Below are 18,322 nucleotides of genomic sequence, written 5' to 3' on the forward strand. Positions count from 1 at the left end.
TGTTGACTTTTTTTATTTGTCTAGGGTATTGATAATCTTATCAATGCTACCGGCTAAATACATATGAGCACCTGCAGAGTTTTTATTTAGAACGTTTGTCATGAGACATACAATGTATTTAGCTCCATTGGGCTGTTCGACTATAATAACAGAGTTCATATAGTTAAAAACATTTCCTGCATAACTACTACAGTTAGGATCTTTTACTCGATCACACTTGTAAAAACTACCAGATTTAAAATAAACAGCGGCACTATCCAGTCTTGGAGATTTGGCATAACGAATTCTTCTATCCGTAAGATATAATAACCTCTTCATCTCTAAGCTTGATTTTTCATCAATTATATTACCTTGCTCCAACTGAACTAAGTATTTCATCAATCCTACCGGAGTTCCTATGCTACCTCCTTTGTCTCCTACGTAACGATTAGATGCGCCAGTAAAAAAACTCCCTAATCTCCATTCATCTTCACTTATGCCAAGATCCCGCAAAGGTTGGTTTACAACCAAGTTTGCTAAATTTGTTAAAGAATCTCTGGGAGTTTCCTTGAAATAAGTTTCCGCTTCTTCTTCTGTAAGGTATTCATACTTATCAGAAAAAGCAGCCATTAGTAAGGCTTCTCTCCAAACGACACTCGCAGCACCATTATTGCTCACCGAAACCATATGATCTGTCCATTCATATAATGAAAATTCATCGCTGGCAATGACTCTTCTTCTCGTTAATTTATCACTTTCTATATCGTAGATTGGGATGGTATGATGATCTCCAGTTCCCCAATATCTTGCGCTTACTCTTTTATTTTTAAGTAACGCTGTGCGCGCATCCCAAGACAGGGGACATAGGTTACTTAACTGTGTAAATAACGCTGTCAAAACAGCTATTTTACCAACACTACCAGGTTGATACCCTGCATTCTCTCTGTAAGCAGCGTATCTAATACTATCGGGATTGCTGATATCAAGTACGGTTGCAGAATAGCCACTTCCCGGAAATAAACGATTGATTTCTTTAGCAAATTCTGGATCTTCCGTAAGAATATCATTTATACTATCGTCTTTTCTAGACAGTAAATTTAATTTAATATCTGAAAGTTTTAAATGAGCTCCATCAGTAATTCTTCGTATATCGATACTATCATTCAGCATTTTCTGAAGTTGATATAATCGAGCGATTCCTGTTGTTTCATATCCATCAATTGGATAATATTTGGTAAAACCAAAAGATAGTGAAATCAGAAGCAACAGACTAAATTTTAAAATCTTTGTCATAGTTTAAAGTTTTGATGATAGTGCAATTTTTTTATCGTAATTGATTTTGGGAGTAATAGATAACAGGTAATCAGAAGTCTTAGCCTTTTTATTTTCTACAAAAGGTCTAATTTGAAATAACCATAGCTTATCATCCTTAAATCCTAATTCTACATCATAAGCGCCCTCATATTCAGAATTTGTACTCTTAGGAATTTCTTTTCGTATCAATCCCGCTATAGTTCTAATCTCCTGGATGTTTTTAGCGTTAAGAATTGGTTTTTCAAAATTTGTGGTGTTCTTAGAAGTACCACCAGTTACCGGTAATCGAATAAAATCTGGTTGTCTGGCTGGAGCTAATAAACGATTGTCACTTTCTGTTATCAATCTGGTTTCAGCAGATTGTCCATCAACAGCACCACCGGCGCCACGACTGAAAGCAACAGTTAAATCTTTTTCATTCCCAACATTAATGCCCTTGGTAATCATAACACCAGAATAATCTACATCCACACTAGGAATGATCAATATAGAAGGAAAAACATTTTCTGGATTTAATAGATATTGTTGTCGCCATTTAAAACTTCTTTCTGTATATGGTGAGGCCCAAACATCTTTGATGCCCTGAATTATTTTTTCTTCAGACAGGATATTAAAAAGGGTCAAGTTGAGTCCAGCTCCCGTAAACTCTTTTAAGTCTTCCATATTGGTATCGCTTCTTAAAAAAACAGGTACTGCGCCAATCGAACTTCCAAATACTTCTTGAAACTGATTTCTCAATTCAGTTATAAATTCTTTGTCTAAGGGTATTTTACGAATTTCGTTTCTTAGAATTTCTAATTGTTTTAATTGGAAATTCTCTATTTCTTTCTCAGTAACATTGTTTTTTCTCTTTTTATCCGCTTCGGTAAAAGTGTCATTTAGGAATTTCCAATACGTTTTACTGGAGTTGGGCATTGTTTTATCCATGTGCTTTCTAAAAATTCCGAAGGGTATTACCAAGCCTTCTACAACATGTTCTGGAAACATGGATTTTAGTTGCCCCAAGTTAGCAGCTTTGGGACCACAAAGTTTACCAGAGTCTTCAGCATTCAATTTTGCCATATTCAAAATGTTTGTTTGATCCAACCGAATTTGATCAACAGGAACAGTAATTTTATTTTTGTTTCTTTCCTTTTTACTAAAAAGAGCTATTTCCGCCTGATTCATTGTATTCTCTGGTTTCAGAATTACATTTCCTTTGTTGGAAACTGCATAGAAGACCTTTTGCCCATTGTACGGCAAAAGTGCTTTAAGGTTCTCTCCAGACAATGCCGCATTTGGAATCCCTAAATTTCTAGCAAGTAATTGTACATGAGAAACAAGATTTCCTTCAGAAACGGTCAGTATTCCTGCAACTGGCTTTAGATCCGATGGTGGTTTTTGAAAAATGTATATATTTTTAGTATTTACGACTACATTTTCAGGAGAACCTTCGACAACGATAAGTGTTCCATAGGCAAATCCAGGGTTGAGTCCACGTATCGAACTTTGATTACTAATATCCATTACCGTATTGGTTATAGATGATTTCTTGGCAATATATGTTCCTAAACTGCTAACTGTTTCCCCAAAATTAAGTGCTATTGATGATCTGATTCTGTCATCAATAAAGCCGTATGCTTTTGGTTCGAAAGAAGTGTATATGTCAGTTATGTCCTGATAATTTCCTTTTACAAGGGCTGTACTCCACTCTACTACGCTTCTTGCAGTTGATAAAAAATCGTTTAATTCCCGAAGTGTTAGTTCGCTTTTTACCAAATATGATTGAAGAGTGGATTCCACAGATTCCCATTCCCAGATTTCTATTAATCCAGTTCCCATAGTTGCTTTTCCTAACGTAAATATTTTTGACAGACTTTCCTCAATCGTAATTGGATTCCAACCCTGAACATCTTTGAGGATAATATTCTCCAACTCATTAGAAATGTCCAATATTCTCAGTCGATCACTACTCTTAGGAACTGCAAGGATATCTTTTCTGATCATGCAGAGCAACTCGGTTATTGCTGTAATACGTTCTCTGTTAGTGTTATAACTTTCGATTTGATCCGTAAACAGCAGTAGATTTTTCTTAAGGTTGTTCTCGGCTGTAATCTTCAGTATTTCTTGTTTTAAAGCAAATGCATCTACAGGAGCATAAAATTTTCTCATGGTATTGAGCAACTCAGAAAAGTCTTTTTTCAAGTTTGACGTTAGCTCGTTTGAATATTTAGATTCAAATTTTTCAACTAATTGTATGTCTCCCTCATCTGGTTTTCCATGAATTTTTATTCTTACATCCATAAAATCTGGGAAGTCTTCAGCTATTGTCTTTGATTGACTTCGCATTAATTGAGCAAGATTATTATCGCCATTATGAGGAATATCTCTAAGGGATTGTCTGATTAGAAAATAATTTTCTTCTAACTTTTGATTATCCTTAAGTAACCATTGATAGAAGTTAACGCCCCATTCTTCTTCATCCTCTGATTGGATAGCACCTCTATAATATTGCCCTTTTCTCATGATCCAACCGTTATCAACACTGGATAAATATTTCCCTAATTGATATTGCTTTAACCGACTATAGAAATTAGATTCGTCCCAAAAATCTTCTTTTTGAGTATGTGCCAAGATATCCCCAAAAAACAGATGATGCTCTTTTCCAAGTTTTTTCACCTCTTCTTTATAACTGGCGTGTTGTATTCCTCCTCCGATATCATCTGGGCACGGATCCCTAGGTTCTCTAATAGAACCATCTTTACAAAACCATTTTATTCTATAATAAGGTCCTCTTCTATCAAGTTTATAATCAGCTATTTGTTTTTTAACATATTCGACTGGTATTTCCTGTCCTTTTATTAAAAATGTACTAAAAAACACGAATAAAATGAAGAGCACTTTTTTTTGCATTATATTGTTTTTAGGGTTGTCGAGGTTATTTACTGTTGCTAATAATGAAATAAATTTATGCGGTACAAACATAATAATCAGATCCCAATTAGTGACTCTTTTTCCAATAAAGGATAGTAAAAGAATAACTAATTGAGACCTGATCAGTAATTGCTAAAATTTAGAGTGATAGCAGTTTTTTATTAAACTTATAATCTTCTACCTGTAATCAATTTGTAAACTATCACAATTATCGCAATTACTAGTAAAATGTGTATCAAATTTCCTACCGGAAATACTGCGAACCCTAGTACCCACCCGATGATTAAAAGTACTACAATGATCCAAATTAAATCTTTCATGTCTATATTTTATTTTAGTTAGTAGCTATCTTTATACTATCCGAATTGATGTATAAAGAAATTATAGATAATAAAGGAAAAATTCTAAATTATCTGCATCAAAATTATCCTGAAATTACTAATAATGTGTGCTATATCGCAAGAGATTTAAGCTGGTATAAATAAGATCGGTAATTAAATAAGAATCTTGAGTTAAAATGATTTTTGTTTGGTCAAATACTAACTTAATTTTATTTCCTTTTGATTTCCGCTCTAGATTATAGTCGGTTTCTTATGATATGTTGCATCTTTTAACTCAGCTTTTAGAAGGTTTTATTTGAATTTCAACTTATTCTGAAAGCGCTTTTTCAATACTTCTTTCTGTTTCCATACATTGACAGTAGGAGAGGAGTTAGCAAAATAATGTTTTCCTTTTATTGAAAAAAGAGACCTGTAGTCGTCATTCTTATCAATAGTATAATTAAGATCTGTTTTTTTAGATATTTCTGTATTTCTTTTCCAAAGATTTACATACCTCTTCAGGAACTTTTATTTGGGCTACAATTTTAAAATCTACTAACAGCTAATTTGACAAAGACTTACTGAGTTTACATTGTTTTCCGAAAGTACCAAATGATGATAATCATAATATTTCACCTTTTTTATTCGAAGATTTACCGTATTCAGATTTATAAATCTGTACAACAATTAAGAATAAACTTATTAGTAATGGTCCAAAAATAAGTCCGATAAATCCAAATAACGGAACACCAACAATGACTCCGATAAGTGTAATAATTGGGTGTACATTATCTAATCTTTTTAATATATATAATCTTACTAAATTATCTGAGGATCCCACAATCACCAGTCCGTAAATGAGGATTCCCCATGCCTGAAACGTATTTCCTGCGGAAAGCGTTATTATAAAAACAGGAAGAAAAGCTATTAACGTACCAATAAATGGTATCATAGAACCAACGGTAACTATTACAAACCAAAAAAGAGGATCTTCTATACCAAATATTAAAAAACCAATTAGAGCAACTACCCCTTGTATGATGGCAACTAACGGAATACCCAAGGTATTGGATCGAACCATTTTTTGACTTTCCTTACCGATAATTTTTAAGTTATCGTCATTAATAGGTATATATTCAAATAAAGATTCTTTAAGCATTTTTCTGTTCGTAAACATATAGTATAAAAGAAAATACATAATACCTATGGAGATGAAAACGTTAAAAGTGCCTCCTGCAAAAGTTTGAAGGTTTTCAGTGGTCCAATTTGATATAGCTTCAGCATCCAATTGCGCGCCTAGGTCATAACCAATTTCGTTTCCCATGGACTTCAATCTACCTTCTAATGCTCTGATCACTTTTTCCGAATTTTCAGCAACATAGCCGATCTTATTACCCAACATCAATATTAAACCGGCAACAGGAACCAATATTCCTATAAATGACCCAATAAGTAAAGTGGCGGCGGCGAGATCCGGATGCCAACCTCTACGAACAAGAATCACCATCCATTTCCTTAAAATTACATATATAGTAATTGCTCCTAGGACTCCGGAAAGATAGGGCAGAATCTCTCTGAAAATAAGACCTCCTATGAGTATCATCATTAAAAGAACAAAGATTTGTCTAATAATACCTGGGCTAATCGTTTTCATTTATATTGATATTTTTCAAAAAGTTACTTACAATGTACAGTTTATTTGTGTACTTCTGGTATTCAAAAATGCATAACGTTCACAAATATTTTTTTTGAGCTACACAAGGTTCAAATGATATTATATTTTTAACAAAAAGTTTAATTATGAAATCATCATCCATTCTAGGTATCGCTTCTATTTTAGTAAAAGGCAAGAAATATAGATTACTCCTTGCAGGAGCTCAATTTGCTTATTTAGGCTTTAAATATTATCAAAAGAAAAAAAGAAAGCACAACATATCCAACACAACTCCTCCTGGTAAAGAAGATCTCATTTCTTAAGCAACTTTTCATATTTTTTAATCGAGGCTCTCATCATCATCATCATTATAAATTAAAGGATGATCGGATATTCCTAAACCAATAATCTTGATGATGCTCGTAACCGCATTATAAAGCATTAAAACAACACTTATCAATGCACCACTTAGGATGGCTGACAGAGAGAGACTGGTATAATATATTATAGAATACCAAGAGCTAGGAACATTATCTGCTTCAGTAATTGGTATGTTTAAGATCTGGAATACAATCATAGCAGATACAAATACAATCGTATCGATTTTGGCAATGATCAATACGTGTTTATAGTGTTCATCTTTTAATTTTGATTTTGTTCCTGAGCTAACACTTAACAATGTTAGTAACAACGCTAAGATTGTTGCAGAAGCTAAAACAATAGTATTACAAAGTGTATTGATACCAGGTAAGGATGATTTTATTAGAGATTTTGCTTCGTATCCGCTCAAACTACCAAGTAAAAAAGCTCCTACACCTGTTATTAAAGCTGCTATAACGCCTCCATACAAAGCTCTTTTATTATAAGTTGTTAGCTTCAAATTAATCATTTTTATCGGATTCTTTATTTTGATTTTCAATTGTTTTAGAAGCTTTATCTTCTTTTTGATTTAGATTAAAACCTTCAGGAAAATCCAAAGTTCGAATTGGAAATGGGATGTTAATATTATTCTCATCATACACTTCTTTTATTAGCATTATTGTTTCACTTTTGGCTTTGGCTACTTCTAATGCCGAAGTAGATTTGATCCAAAACCGCAACTCATAGTTAATAGAGCTATCGCCAAACTCTTTCCATAAAAACAGAACATCATCCTTATTTTCAACTGCTTTAAAGTGATTTACGACAGTTTCAATAGTAAGTTTTTTAACTTGTTTAAGATCCGATTTATACCCTACACCACATTCTAAAATTACTCGCGATTGAGCAGTAGTAGAGTAATTTTTAATTGGATTTTCTACTACTAATTTATTAGGTATGTATACAAGGTTGTTGTCAATTTGCTTTACGGTAACGGCCCTTAGATCGATATCAATTACCTCTCCTTCATAATCATTGGTTTCTATCCAGTCTCCATATTTTAGATTCTTGATATACGACAGAACGATACCGGAATATGTATTGGCGAGAGCCCCTTGCAGTGCCAAACCAACAGCCAGACCGGCAACCCCAGCACCGGCTAAGATAGTATTCAGAGCTTTTCCAAGATTTAATATACCTAGAACTAGAAACAGTCCAAAAAGTATCACAATTATAGAAACTAGTTTTGAGATAACTTTTTTCATGGAGCGCTGGAGACTGCTTTTATCCAAAAGTTTTAAAACGAGTCTACTTATATATTTAGATGCTATCAATGCAATAATAAAGACTATTAAAGCAATTAATAAATTAGGCAAGTTTACCACAATAGTATCGAGCCAAGACTCTAGTTTTGAAAGCATTTTGCTCCAAGCTTCTACTAGTTGATCATACATAATTGTTATATTTTTATTTGTGTTATTTTTATTTTAGAAATTCTGGCGTATAGTTTTTTAATAATGCTAAAATAATGTGTTCTGTACTAGAAAAATATTCTGTAGTATCTGGATTCTTGTCAACTTTCTCAAAATATTGTTGTAATGATCCATCAGTATAATGCGAAATTATCGCGGGATGTACATAGTATTTCCTACAAACATTTCTGGTGTTCCCTAAGCTCTGCGCTGCTGCATCATATGCAGCAAGAACATTTTTATGCAATTTTCTTTCGTTCTTTGCGATCCCTAATTCCATTAGTTTTTCAAACGCGATAGTAGTAGCTCCCCAAGTTCTGAAATCTTTTGCAGTAAAAAGTTCACCACCGATTTCGTGAAGATAGTTATTAACCATACTGCTTTCTATAGCGTTTTTGATACCTTTATCATCATAATATTGAAAAAGTTCCCATCCTGGAATCTCTTCACATCGGTTCACCAAATGTATTAATTTTTTATTTCGTAATGTAACCGCGTGTTTTTTCCCTCTTTTCCCTACAAAACTGAATTTAATTTTATCTTTTTGAATATTGACATGACGAGTTCTCATAGTGGATAAACCATATGTTTTGTTTCGTTTTGCATATTGCTCATTACCTATACGAATATGTGTTTCTTCCATCAACCGTATAATAAGCGCCAACACTTTGTTCTGTGGCCAGCCATTTTGTTCCAAATCTTGATCTACTTTTTTTCTGATTTTAGGAAGTTGTTTTCCAAAATCATACATTTTATAGAATTTTGTCTGATTTCTAACTGTTTTCCACAGCGGATGATAGCGATATTGTTTTCTTTTTTTTAAATCTCTTCCTATTGCTTGTAAATGACCATTATCCAAAGCGGCGATTCGTACATTTTCCCAAGCTGGGGGAATCACCAATTTTTTAATTCTATCAATATCGTGTTTAGCTGATAATACCTCTCCATTAAGTTTATAAATAAATTTGTTTCCTTTTTTATGTCGGTAAATGGTTAGTTTATCATCATTTAGATAAACAAGATCTAATTTATCAATCACCTTTTCTGGTGTCTTGATAAGTTGTTTTATAAATGTTGGGTTTGTTATGTTCGTAATCATCAATTAAATTACTCCATTTGTATTATCGATTCTCTTTGATATAAGAAGAATATTCGTCAGCTAGTGTTTGTTTTTGCTGTTCTGTTAAAACTTTTCCTGCCATTTGGAATATCTCATGCTCTTCTTCGTCCAAGTGATGTTCTACTTTTTCTTTAAGTTTCTTTGCGATTTGAAGCCAAACCGGAGATGAATATTCCGTTTTTTCTAATTGCTCAACAAGTTCATCGATTTCATGGTGTTCTGCAATACCGTGTCTTGACTTTTCCTGAGTGTTATCATCATCAATTAAGGGTACATAAAAATGTCGTTCTTCTGCATCCGCGTGAATAGATAATTCGTTTCGCAGTTTTTTAAAAATATCATCCCTTTTTGTTGTATCCCCAGAAGTGTTGACTAGATTCTTCAGTAAAGTCCGTTGTATTTCATGATCTTCTCTAAGCGCTTCGAAAATGTTCATTGTATTCTATTTTAAATGAAAATGATCTCGTTTACCAGAAGCAAAGAGACCATTTTCGGTTAAAAATCAACCATATCTATCGTTGATATTATCTAGTATAAATTACTTTAGTATTTTTTAGATCAGATTTAAAAGTGTTGATGCTATTTACATACTTATACTGATCATTAAAAACACGATCAGGTTTTTCTCCTATTATAATATGTTTTACGTTTAAATCAGGAGCATTTAGAATTACTCTGTCGGACACACGTAATTTTTTATCACCTAAGGTTTGATCAGTTTCTTTTAATTCAGAAATTACATATAATTTGTCACCAGTAGCAATAATCTCTTGTATTTGTATGGTATGTTCATTATCACTTACTTCCGCTTCTACGGTAAGGGTGAGTTCTTCTTTTTCATCATCATTGGGCATATCTACATCCACATAAGGTACTTCAACCTCTACTTCTTCCATCACAACAACAACTTTAGGAACGGTTACCATTTTTGTCTTGGTACCTACATTAACGTCTGCCCAATCTACATCATAAGTAGGTAATTGCCCAGCCTCTGTATCAACTTCTACATCAACTTCAGGTAATTTTGCTTCTTTTTTCTGTTGTACATCACAACTCGTTACAAGGAGAATGACTATTACGATTCCTATTAGTTTTTTCATAATTATAAAATTTTAATTTAGATTAAAAAGAGCTACTTATAGTAACATATTACATTTGCCCTAATGATATTTTACGTATTTATTTTTAGTAGCCCTTTTTACGATTTGTATTAATTTATGAATCAAAGGTAAGTTACATTAGTTTATAAGTTGTGCGCATATACACTTTTGGTTGACTGATTTAGTAGATACTGATAATAAAAAATCTGAGAATAATTTAAAAGTTGTTTGAGTTAACAATAGTGGCGATTGCGCACCTTTACTAAGTGTCAATTAGTGACCTTACCAGATGGTATTATAACTAATAACTCTCTCTACAATGAATAAGGATGTTAACAGCGATTTTTCTCATCTTAAAGCAGTTTATATTAACTGTACTTTAAAAGACACTTCTAAAAAAAGTCACACAGAAGGATTAATGAAGGTTTCTATGGATATTATGAAGGCCGAGAATGTGTCAGTAGAATATCTTAGGTTGGTAGATTATGATATTGCTTATGGATTGATGCCAGATATGAAAGAAGAAGGAAAAGAAAAGGATGATTGGCCAGAGATTTACAAAAAAATTATGGATGCAGATATATTAATAATAGGGACACCTATATGGTTAGGAGAAAAATCATCAGTGGCAACAAAATTAATAGAAAGATTATATGGGATGAGCGGAAAAACTAACGAAAAAGGTCAGTATATATATTATGGTAAAGTTGGCGGTTGTGTAATAACAGGAAACGAAGATGGTATAAAACATTGTGCCATGGGAATCCTATATGCTTTACAACATTTAGGCTATTCAATACCACCTCAAGCAGATTGTGGTTGGATAGGTGAAGCTGGGCCAGGTCCAAGTTATCTTGATGAAGAATCCAATGCCAAAAATAATCAATTTACGAATCGAAATACCACTTTTATGACGTATAACTTGTTACATCTGGCAACTATTCTTGGAAAAAAGGGAGGGTATCCGGCCTACGGAAACTCCAGGTCAGCATGGGATGACGGAACTCGATGGAATTTTGAAAATCCTGAATATAGATAACTAAACTCTGTTTGATTGATATGAAATTTTTAACTATGAAATCTACCTTTAAGTTTATCAAAAAATTAAAACGTACCATATTTCATAGTATTGCTTTTTACCCTGTTTTGATTAGTAGCGGATTTTTTTTTCTGGCAATTGTATTAATATTTGTAGAAAATCTTGAAGTAATTGATGCTATCAAGAAAAAAGTACCTTACCTTTTAGTACAGGATAACGAAACAGCAAGAACTATTTTATCTACATTATTTGGTGGAATATTATCGCTTACCGTATTTAGTTTTACGATGGTTATGGTGGTATTGAATCAGGCGTCTTCTAATTTCTCACCAAGACTGTTGCCAGGATTAATTTCTAATAAAAGGCATCAGATTATACTTGGGTTTTATATAGGAACGATATTATATACGATTATCGTTTTAATGTCCTTAGGAGCCTATGGTTCTGAGACCAACGCTGTAGGTTTTTCTGTGATGGTAGCCGCAGTACTAGGTTCCATTTGTATAGGATTATTCGTTTATTTTATACATAGTATTTCTCAAGCGATACAAATACATAATATTATCGATAAGATTTATGATTCTAGTTATCAATTGATTAAGAAAGAAATTGAAGAGCAGCAAAACTCAGAAACGGTAATTAAGCTTGAAAAGGAGAACTATTGGGAAACGATTTATAGTAGAAAGACAGGATATTTTAGATCATTTGATTCGTATTTATTAGACGACTCTTTAAAGGTAAAAAAGAATGTTATCGATATAATTCCATACGCCGATCAACATATTTGGAAAGGAGCTCCTATTTTAAGAATAAATACATCTATTTCAGAAAAAGAATTAGAGTCCTTACAGATCGGCTTGTCTATATTATCTAATCAGCATGAAGACGATAGCGGTGTAGGAGGAATGATTAAATTAACAGAAGTAGCCGTTAAAGCCTTGTCGCCTGGTATTAACGATCCTGGTACAGCAATAAACGCAATTTCTAAACTTGGACAACTTTTGCATGAAGCATTGCGGATCAGACCAAAAATAACTATCTGTGAACCTGATTCTGAGATATTAGTCATACATAATAAAATTTCGGCTTCAGAAATGATGCGAATTATCGTGGAACCGATTCGTGGATATGCAAAAGCAGATAGTGCAGTCTCTTATGAGTTATTAGATGCCTTAATTTATCTAAGAAATAGTAGTAAGATTATTCCTGAATATTTAGTGGCTGTAGAAAATGAAATCGATTCTTTGGTTCAGGATTTGAAAAACAATATTACAAATACTCAAGACCTAAAACGTATCCTAGGCTTACTAAAAAAGTGATTTAAATATGAGTTCAGAATCTATATTAATTTGTATACCAGATATTAGCGGTTTTACCGAGTTTATGAGTTCTACAAATATTGAGTTAAGTGCTGAGGTAGTTCCAGCTTTGTTAAATAAGGTTATTTATGCTAATCAGATTGGTTTGAAGGTGTCGGAGATTGAAGGTGATGCTGTTTTATTCTATAGATCTGGCAATCTTCCACCATTCACAGAACTTATTAATCAGTGTAGAAAGTTCTACGAAGAGTTTTATGTTCAATTAAAAATGTTATATGAAAAACATAAAGGAAATGAAGAAAGAAACCACATTCCAGATATGCTTGGTCTAAAAATTATACTTCACTATGGTAAACAAATAAGTGCTGTACCTATTGGTAAAAATATCAAACTAATGGGAGAGGATGTTATTGTAGCGCATCGATTACTCAAGAATGACGTTCCTTTTGATGAGTACATACTTCTTTCGGAAGCGTTGTTATCAGAATACAACGATTTGGTTATAGAACGTAATTTTGGGTGGGGCAAACTATATGATCACGAAACCAACTATAATCATATAGGCGAAGTCAATTATAGCTACGTGAACTTAAAGCCACTAATACCTTAGTATTTTATTATTTATTGGGGTATGACGGACTAAAAAAAGTCTTCTTGAATGATAACGTTAAGATTAATGGTATATGAGCAAAAGATCACTTTTGTATTATAGTATATTTGAAATGAAGCACTGAGAACAATATACTTGGTGTTTAGTTTAATAAAACAATTAATCTTACAAAACTATTATGAATTATTTAGATATAGAAGAGAAAAAGTTAGTGCCAGTCGTTTTAGAACTTAATGTTTTACTGGCAGACTATAACTTGTATTATCAAAAATTGAGAGGATTTCATTGGAATGTTTTGGGAAAAAACTTTTTTGATCTCCACGTTAAATTTGAAGAATTATATAATGATGCAAAAATTAAGATAGATGAGATTGCAGAACGTATTTTGACACTACAACATCACCCTGCAAGTCAGTTCAAAGAATACATCAAATTGGCATCAGTAGAAGAAATTACTCCGTTATTGAAAGATACTGAGATGATTAAAGAGCTTTTAGGTGACCATAAGAAAATATTGAAGCAAATGAGGGCGATTTTAAAACTTGCAGACGAGGCTAGAGATGAAGGGACCATAGATATGATTGGTGCCTATATAAGAGAATTAGAAAAATATAGCTGGATGTTATACGCTTGGTCAAAAAGCACTTCTGATAATTTAGACACGAGTTTAATAAAGCAGTAGTCGAAAATGAAAAATAATAATAACCATCAAATTTTTATATCATGAATATAACTAAATTAATAACAGCATTCCTTATTACTTTTTCAATAACTGGAGTTATTGCTCAAAGCAATTCCCAGATGATGAAAACAAAAACAACCAAATCGTTTGAATTTAAAAAAGACGGTAAAACAGTTCCATATCGTGTGACTGTATATAAATCAAGTAAGACTCCGCTAAAGTTACAGAAGGAGGAGAAAGGAGAATTAAATCAAGATAGAAAAATTACTTCATCCCAAGTGACAAAGTTAATTTATGTAGATAATGACATGTGGAGTGATTATGATAAATATATTGTATTGCGTTATGATAAAGAGGGTAATGATAGCTTTGAGTTGAAACCAACAGAAAGAGGTTTTATGGTTGTAGTAAATAAGAGAAACGTAGAGTATATTTTTGGAGAAGGATTGTACTTTGTGAATAATGCAGACCGGGATTTCTTTTATGTAGATGCATTTGATGCTATCTAGACATTAAGTAATAGAAAATTTTCAAAAACTCCTGTGCGCAGGAGTTTTTTTAATATGAAGTTTTTGGGTTTCAGTTGTTTAGTGTTTTGAAGATAGTCTTTTAACAAACTTTTATAAATTACCCGTGTTTTGTTCATTAAATTTGACATATAAGTTAAACAAAATTAAATTAATATCTTCCATATACCTATGCCATCAACCACAACCATAGAAATTAATATTACTGCAAACGATACAGCAGGAACTGTAAGACAAATTCAAGAAGTTATAGGTGGTGATATTGAAGAACGCTGGGGCGAATACATTCTTACAGTAAACAATCTCAACGCACATGGTTCCATTCGTTTTATTACATTTGATTGGGGAGTCAACTTATTAGAGTATGATATTATATTTCATAAAGAAGTTGTGCTTATTATGGACGCTTCAGAGTATAATCCCCTACATTTTTCGTACTGCCTCAAAGGTGAGTGTGAACACCGTTTTGGATTTCAAAAAGAAACTCACACTTTAGAACAATTTCAATCGGTTATCATCACCAGTCGAGATGGCGGTTATAATTATGGATATTTTCCAAAAGAAGAAAAGCTAGAGATCAATGTTATACAAATAGTTAGAAAAAAGTATCTAAAGAAAAGATTGAATAACGTATCACAACTTAATGAAAAGCTCCATAAAGTATTTGTTGATGAAGATCATGAAAAAGCCTTTGCATATTTTGGGACGTACAATCTTAAATTAGCTGATAAGATTGGAGCTTTACGAAAAATCAAACAAAAGGGTATGATTCGAATGCTCCAAATGGAGGGAATGGTTTATCAAATTTTGTCAATGCATATTCAACAACACGACAAGGACATGAAAAAAGAAGTTTTGCCAACCACATTATTAAAGAGCGAACTAAAAATCATTAGAAACCTTGCTAAGAAAATCATTAATAACGTAGCAAAAGATTATTGTTTAAACCAATTATCTGAAGAAACTAGATTAACACAAGCTAAATTGCAGGAAGGATTTAAGTTGTTATATGCAAGAACAGTTACAGAGTATATACGTCACGTAAGATTAGAAGCAGCCAGGGATTTGATAAGAACGACTGAAATGAATATCTCAGAAATCGTATATTCTATAGGATTTAGTAGTCGTAGTTATTTCTCGAAGATTTTTAAAGAGAAATATAATATCAGCCCAAACGAATTTAAAAACCGAACAGAATATCAGGTAGAAGAATTGCAGGCTATAAAATAAAAAACTATCTAAACAATCGTCGAATCAAATATAAAATCCCATATTTTTTAAGTGCACTTAAAAATGTCGAAACCCATTGGTAAGGCTGTAAATCTTCTTTGAAATCTGATTTAACAAGTTTTAATTCTTCTAAAGCTATTTTTCTTCGTAATGATAGCATTTGCAAGTCATTATCTATTTCATCAAAAGAATTATACATTTTAATTTTACTCATAATTACTAATATTAATCAAAAAATTCTTTTGATGTTTTACGAATAACATATTTGTCAATTTTTTTACGAAGTAAATATCCTACTAGGGCACATATAAAAAGGATGCCAGCGATAAGTAGACAAGACAAAATAATACTGCCTACTAATTTTCCCAACCAAATTGCTCCGGCGACAGTAATAAATATCAACCCTAGAAAAAATAAACTTCCTATTATTACCACCTTAGCTAGAGTACTAAAAGATTTCGTTAATTGCTGAAAAACTTTTAATTTGTAATAGTCTTTGGTGGTTTGGAAATATTCTTCTCCAGAGTCGATTGCTTTATTGGAAGTTTGATTTAATGCATCAAAAACACCCATATTATGATTTCTGTAGTTTTTTATTCTTAGCTTTCAGTTCACTTAATTTTTTTTCCAAAGTGGAAATAAGATCTTCTGCTTTGTAGCTTGCATCAGACACTAAAGATTCAACTCTTGTATCTAAAGATTCTTTTTTGGTAGATACCGTATCAGCAATTCTATGTTGCAACACCGATGCTTCACGAGACAAGTTATCTTTCGCGATTTGAGCTTCCTCTGCTATTTTTCGTCTTGTATTCTCGCCCTTGTCTGGGGCAAATAAAACTCCTATCGTTGCACCAATTGCTGTAGCCGCTAGGATACCTAATAATGAATTACTGTTATTGCTCATTTTTGTTATGTTATATTGTTATGTTATACAAAATTCGAAAAAAATAATTAACAACATTGACTCAAATCGTTGTGATGTTGACGTATTTGAAAATTTAGTAAAAGAATTAAAATTTATCTCAAATGCGTTCAGTGAGTCAATAGTATCATAATATCTTTGATTGTTAATTAATTTCAATGATTATGTCGAATAAAATTACAACAAAATATCCTTTCACTGGCGAAACTATTCAAGAATATAATGAATACAATGATCATGAAATTGATACTATTTTAATAAAAGCAAACAATACCTTTCTGGAATGGAAAAAAGTTTCCATAAAAGATCGAACAGAACACTTGCAAAAATTGGCAAAAGTATTGCATCAGGAAAAGGAAATGTACGCAAATTTGATCACACAGGAAGTAGGAAAGCCTTACAATGAAAGTATCGATGAGATTGAAAAATGTATTTGGGTAATAGAATTTTATGAGAAGAATGCTGAACAATTTTTAGCAGATCAACTCATTGAAACAGAAGCTCAGGAAAGTTTTATCAGTTATGACCCTTTAGGGTGTATATTAGCGATTATGCCATGGAATTATCCTTTTTGGCAAGTATTTCGTTTTGCTATACCAACAATAACTGCTGGAAATACAGCTTTGCTAAAACACGCTAACAATGTAACAGGTTGTGCTTTAGCAATTCAGGATATTTTTGAGGCAGCGGAATTTCCTAAAGGAGTTTTTCAAACATTATTAGCTTCACACGATCAAATAGAAGAAGTCATAAATAACGATATTGTAAAGGCAGTTAGCTTAACAGGAAGCGAAAAAGCAGGTAGAATTATTGCTAAAATTGCAGGTCAGAATCTAAAAAAAACTGTTTTAGAACTAGGAGGTAATAATGCTTGTATTGTTTTGAAAGATGCAGATTTGGATAAGCATATGGAGACCATTGTAAATGCAAGAATGCAGAATGCAGGGCAAAGCTGCATAGCCGCAAAACGTTTTATAGTTGCTGAAGAAATTTATGATGAGTTTCTCAAAAGATTTAAGGATAGGGTTGCTTCGCTGAAATTTGGTGAGCCATTAGATCCTAAAACAGAAATAGGCACTATGGCTAGAGTTGATTTAGCCGAAGAAGTAGAGCGTCAGGTTTTAGAATCTATGGAAAAAGGTGCTAAAGTTGTTGTTGGTAATAAAAGAAATGAGGCTTATTTTGAGCCTACTATTTTGACAAACGTAGAACCAGGTATGCCGGTTTTTGATGAAGAGGTATTCGGACCAGTTGCCGCAATTATAAAAGCAAAAAACACCAATCACGCTGTAGAATTGGCTTCAAAATCAAAATTTGGTTTGGGAACAATGATTTTTACAGAAAAAAAGGAAGAGGCCAAAAGACTTGTTGGTACTATAGAAGATGGAGCCTTTTTTATCAATGAGTTGGTTAAATCCGATCCCAGATTGCCTTTTGGAGGAACCAAATTATCCGGCTATGGTAGAGAGTTATCAAAAGAAGGAATCTTAGAGTTTGTAAATAAGAAAACAGTGTATATTAAGTAACTAAATTATAATTTTAAAATAGAGCAGTACCATATGAAATTCGTAAAAGACGACGAGGAAAAGAGAAGTGATTATATACTTCAAAAAAATCCAAAGACCAAATTTGGTGTAAAATTTATAGTAATCGTTTTGGCACTATTAATTGTAGGGGTAATAGTTTCCGGATTAATTTTAGGCTATTTCTAGAATTCAAAAGAAAACAAATAATGTTGCTGTTATAGAAATTTAAAAATAA

At 32.5% G+C, this 18,322-nt stretch carries 21 protein-coding genes; 9 read left to right on the forward strand and 12 right to left on the reverse strand.

From position 1 onward, the window contains the following. Window positions 1–12: 12 nt before the first annotated feature. The 4 genes from ACWGOQ_RS06980 to ACWGOQ_RS06995 all read right to left on the reverse strand — a co-directional run bounded on the left by ACWGOQ_RS06980 (window position 13) and on the right by ACWGOQ_RS06995 (window position 6,180). Window positions 13–1,272: a serine hydrolase gene (locus ACWGOQ_RS06980; RefSeq protein WP_452057235.1), complete on the reverse strand. Its 1,260-nt coding sequence runs from the start codon at window positions 1,270–1,272 to the stop codon at window positions 13–15. A gap of 3 nt (window positions 1,273–1,275) precedes the next feature. Beyond that, window positions 1,276–4,185, reverse strand: a complete 2,910-nt coding sequence (locus ACWGOQ_RS06985) for a PEP/pyruvate-binding domain-containing protein (RefSeq protein ID WP_452057236.1) — start codon at window positions 4,183–4,185, stop codon at window positions 1,276–1,278. 188 nt (window positions 4,186–4,373) lie between these two features. Continuing rightward, window positions 4,374–4,526: a lmo0937 family membrane protein gene (locus ACWGOQ_RS06990; RefSeq protein WP_452057237.1), complete on the reverse strand. Its 153-nt coding sequence runs from the start codon at window positions 4,524–4,526 to the stop codon at window positions 4,374–4,376. A 622-nt stretch (window positions 4,527–5,148) separates the two neighbouring features. Then, complete coding sequence (locus ACWGOQ_RS06995) at window positions 5,149–6,180, reverse strand: AI-2E family transporter (RefSeq protein ID WP_452057238.1); 1,032 nt, start codon at window positions 6,178–6,180, stop codon at window positions 5,149–5,151. 146 nt (window positions 6,181–6,326) lie between these two features. Between ACWGOQ_RS06995 and ACWGOQ_RS07000 the strand changes: the two genes are divergently transcribed. Then, window positions 6,327–6,503, forward strand: coding sequence for a hypothetical protein (locus ACWGOQ_RS07000; protein ID WP_452057239.1), 177 nt, complete (start codon window positions 6,327–6,329; stop codon window positions 6,501–6,503). A 17-nt stretch (window positions 6,504–6,520) separates the two neighbouring features. On the opposite strand, the gene ACWGOQ_RS07005 is transcribed toward ACWGOQ_RS07000, so the two are convergent. The 5 genes from ACWGOQ_RS07005 to ACWGOQ_RS07025 all read right to left on the reverse strand — a co-directional run bounded on the left by ACWGOQ_RS07005 (window position 6,521) and on the right by ACWGOQ_RS07025 (window position 10,232). Then, window positions 6,521–7,060 (reverse strand): hypothetical protein, encoded by a 540-nt coding sequence (locus tag ACWGOQ_RS07005; protein ID WP_452057240.1) that lies wholly within the window; start codon window positions 7,058–7,060, stop codon window positions 6,521–6,523. A gap of 1 nt (window position 7,061) precedes the next feature. Further along, a complete protein-coding gene (locus ACWGOQ_RS07010; protein ID WP_452057241.1) occupies window positions 7,062–7,994 on the reverse strand; it encodes a mechanosensitive ion channel family protein in 933 nt (310 codons plus the stop codon). A gap of 28 nt (window positions 7,995–8,022) precedes the next feature. Continuing rightward, complete coding sequence (locus ACWGOQ_RS07015; RefSeq protein ID WP_452057242.1) at window positions 8,023–9,111, reverse strand: DNA topoisomerase IB; 1,089 nt, start codon at window positions 9,109–9,111, stop codon at window positions 8,023–8,025. Between the two features lie 22 nt (window positions 9,112–9,133). After that, on the reverse strand, window positions 9,134–9,568 hold the full coding sequence (locus ACWGOQ_RS07020) for a hemerythrin domain-containing protein (protein ID WP_452057243.1): 435 nt from the start codon (window positions 9,566–9,568) through the stop codon (window positions 9,134–9,136). A gap of 88 nt (window positions 9,569–9,656) precedes the next feature. Further along, on the reverse strand, window positions 9,657–10,232 hold the full coding sequence (locus tag ACWGOQ_RS07025) for a hypothetical protein (RefSeq protein WP_452057244.1): 576 nt from the start codon (window positions 10,230–10,232) through the stop codon (window positions 9,657–9,659). A 319-nt stretch (window positions 10,233–10,551) separates the two neighbouring features. Between ACWGOQ_RS07025 and ACWGOQ_RS07030 the strand changes: the two genes are divergently transcribed. The 6 genes from ACWGOQ_RS07030 to ACWGOQ_RS07055 all read left to right on the forward strand — a co-directional run bounded on the left by ACWGOQ_RS07030 (window position 10,552) and on the right by ACWGOQ_RS07055 (window position 15,639). Beyond that, a complete protein-coding gene (locus ACWGOQ_RS07030) occupies window positions 10,552–11,271 on the forward strand; it encodes a flavodoxin family protein (RefSeq protein WP_452057245.1) in 720 nt (239 codons plus the stop codon). Window positions 11,272–11,306: 35 nt separating this feature from the next. Continuing rightward, window positions 11,307–12,590, forward strand: a complete 1,284-nt coding sequence (locus ACWGOQ_RS07035; RefSeq protein ID WP_458202531.1) for a DUF2254 domain-containing protein — start codon at window positions 11,307–11,309, stop codon at window positions 12,588–12,590. A 7-nt stretch (window positions 12,591–12,597) separates the two neighbouring features. Continuing rightward, window positions 12,598–13,200: a DUF2652 domain-containing protein gene (locus tag ACWGOQ_RS07040; protein WP_452057247.1), complete on the forward strand. Its 603-nt coding sequence runs from the start codon at window positions 12,598–12,600 to the stop codon at window positions 13,198–13,200. 178 nt (window positions 13,201–13,378) lie between these two features. After that, window positions 13,379–13,882, forward strand: a complete 504-nt coding sequence (locus tag ACWGOQ_RS07045; protein ID WP_452057248.1) for a Dps family protein — start codon at window positions 13,379–13,381, stop codon at window positions 13,880–13,882. 41 nt (window positions 13,883–13,923) lie between these two features. After that, window positions 13,924–14,391, forward strand: a complete 468-nt coding sequence (locus ACWGOQ_RS07050; RefSeq protein WP_452057249.1) for a hypothetical protein — start codon at window positions 13,924–13,926, stop codon at window positions 14,389–14,391. A 189-nt stretch (window positions 14,392–14,580) separates the two neighbouring features. Then, a complete protein-coding gene (locus ACWGOQ_RS07055; RefSeq protein ID WP_452057250.1) occupies window positions 14,581–15,639 on the forward strand; it encodes a helix-turn-helix domain-containing protein in 1,059 nt (352 codons plus the stop codon). A 4-nt stretch (window positions 15,640–15,643) separates the two neighbouring features. Here ACWGOQ_RS07055 and ACWGOQ_RS07060 read toward each other — a convergent pair whose 3' ends face one another. The 3 genes from ACWGOQ_RS07060 to ACWGOQ_RS07070 are packed head-to-tail and all read right to left on the reverse strand — an operon-like array spanning window position 15,644 to window position 16,543. Next, window positions 15,644–15,853, reverse strand: a complete 210-nt coding sequence (locus ACWGOQ_RS07060) for a DUF6327 family protein (RefSeq protein WP_452057251.1) — start codon at window positions 15,851–15,853, stop codon at window positions 15,644–15,646. Between the two features lie 11 nt (window positions 15,854–15,864). Next, complete coding sequence (locus ACWGOQ_RS07065) at window positions 15,865–16,212, reverse strand: hypothetical protein (protein WP_452057252.1); 348 nt, start codon at window positions 16,210–16,212, stop codon at window positions 15,865–15,867. A 1-nt stretch (window position 16,213) separates the two neighbouring features. Further along, on the reverse strand, window positions 16,214–16,543 hold the full coding sequence (locus ACWGOQ_RS07070) for a YtxH domain-containing protein (protein ID WP_452057253.1): 330 nt from the start codon (window positions 16,541–16,543) through the stop codon (window positions 16,214–16,216). Between the two features lie 182 nt (window positions 16,544–16,725). On the opposite strand from ACWGOQ_RS07070, the gene ACWGOQ_RS07075 reads away from it, so the two are divergent. Together ACWGOQ_RS07075 and ACWGOQ_RS07080 are read left to right on the forward strand one after the other, a co-directional pair. Next, window positions 16,726–18,087, forward strand: coding sequence for an NAD-dependent succinate-semialdehyde dehydrogenase (locus tag ACWGOQ_RS07075; RefSeq protein ID WP_452057254.1), 1,362 nt, complete (start codon window positions 16,726–16,728; stop codon window positions 18,085–18,087). A gap of 33 nt (window positions 18,088–18,120) precedes the next feature. Then, window positions 18,121–18,273 (forward strand): hypothetical protein, encoded by a 153-nt coding sequence (locus ACWGOQ_RS07080; protein WP_452057255.1) that lies wholly within the window; start codon window positions 18,121–18,123, stop codon window positions 18,271–18,273. The last annotated feature ends 49 nt before the right edge of the window (window positions 18,274–18,322 follow it).

The sequence above is a fragment of the Aquimarina ulvae genome (genome assembly GCF_053613295.3).

Bases quoted from the DNA above. Each gene is read 5' to 3' on its own strand.
- ACWGOQ_RS07035 (WP_458202531.1), top strand. From the start codon at position 11,307: ATGAAATCTACCTTTAAGTTTATCAAAAAATTAAAACGTACCATATTT.
- ACWGOQ_RS07015 (WP_452057242.1), bottom strand. From the start codon at position 9,111: ATGATTACGAACATAACAAACCCAACATTTATAAAACAACTTATCAAG.
- ACWGOQ_RS07010 (WP_452057241.1), bottom strand. From the start codon at position 7,994: ATGTATGATCAACTAGTAGAAGCTTGGAGCAAAATGCTTTCAAAACTA.
- ACWGOQ_RS07040 (WP_452057247.1), top strand. From the start codon at position 12,598: ATGAGTTCAGAATCTATATTAATTTGTATACCAGATATTAGCGGTTTT.
- ACWGOQ_RS07080 (WP_452057255.1), top strand. From the start codon at position 18,121: ATGAAATTCGTAAAAGACGACGAGGAAAAGAGAAGTGATTATATACTT.
- ACWGOQ_RS06990 (WP_452057237.1), bottom strand. From the start codon at position 4,526: ATGAAAGATTTAATTTGGATCATTGTAGTACTTTTAATCATCGGGTGG.
- ACWGOQ_RS07000 (WP_452057239.1), top strand. From the start codon at position 6,327: ATGAAATCATCATCCATTCTAGGTATCGCTTCTATTTTAGTAAAAGGC.
- ACWGOQ_RS07060 (WP_452057251.1), bottom strand. From the start codon at position 15,853: ATGAGTAAAATTAAAATGTATAATTCTTTTGATGAAATAGATAATGAC.
- ACWGOQ_RS07075 (WP_452057254.1), top strand. From the start codon at position 16,726: ATGTCGAATAAAATTACAACAAAATATCCTTTCACTGGCGAAACTATT.
- ACWGOQ_RS07070 (WP_452057253.1), bottom strand. From the start codon at position 16,543: ATGAGCAATAACAGTAATTCATTATTAGGTATCCTAGCGGCTACAGCA.
- ACWGOQ_RS07045 (WP_452057248.1), top strand. From the start codon at position 13,379: ATGAATTATTTAGATATAGAAGAGAAAAAGTTAGTGCCAGTCGTTTTA.
- ACWGOQ_RS07025 (WP_452057244.1), bottom strand. From the start codon at position 10,232: ATGAAAAAACTAATAGGAATCGTAATAGTCATTCTCCTTGTAACGAGT.
- ACWGOQ_RS06980 (WP_452057235.1), bottom strand. From the start codon at position 1,272: ATGACAAAGATTTTAAAATTTAGTCTGTTGCTTCTGATTTCACTATCT.
- ACWGOQ_RS07030 (WP_452057245.1), top strand. From the start codon at position 10,552: ATGAATAAGGATGTTAACAGCGATTTTTCTCATCTTAAAGCAGTTTAT.
- ACWGOQ_RS07050 (WP_452057249.1), top strand. From the start codon at position 13,924: ATGAATATAACTAAATTAATAACAGCATTCCTTATTACTTTTTCAATA.
- ACWGOQ_RS07065 (WP_452057252.1), bottom strand. From the start codon at position 16,212: ATGGGTGTTTTTGATGCATTAAATCAAACTTCCAATAAAGCAATCGAC.
- ACWGOQ_RS06985 (WP_452057236.1), bottom strand. From the start codon at position 4,185: ATGCAAAAAAAAGTGCTCTTCATTTTATTCGTGTTTTTTAGTACATTT.
- ACWGOQ_RS06995 (WP_452057238.1), bottom strand. From the start codon at position 6,180: ATGAAAACGATTAGCCCAGGTATTATTAGACAAATCTTTGTTCTTTTA.
- ACWGOQ_RS07055 (WP_452057250.1), top strand. From the start codon at position 14,581: ATGCCATCAACCACAACCATAGAAATTAATATTACTGCAAACGATACA.
- ACWGOQ_RS07020 (WP_452057243.1), bottom strand. From the start codon at position 9,568: ATGAACATTTTCGAAGCGCTTAGAGAAGATCATGAAATACAACGGACT.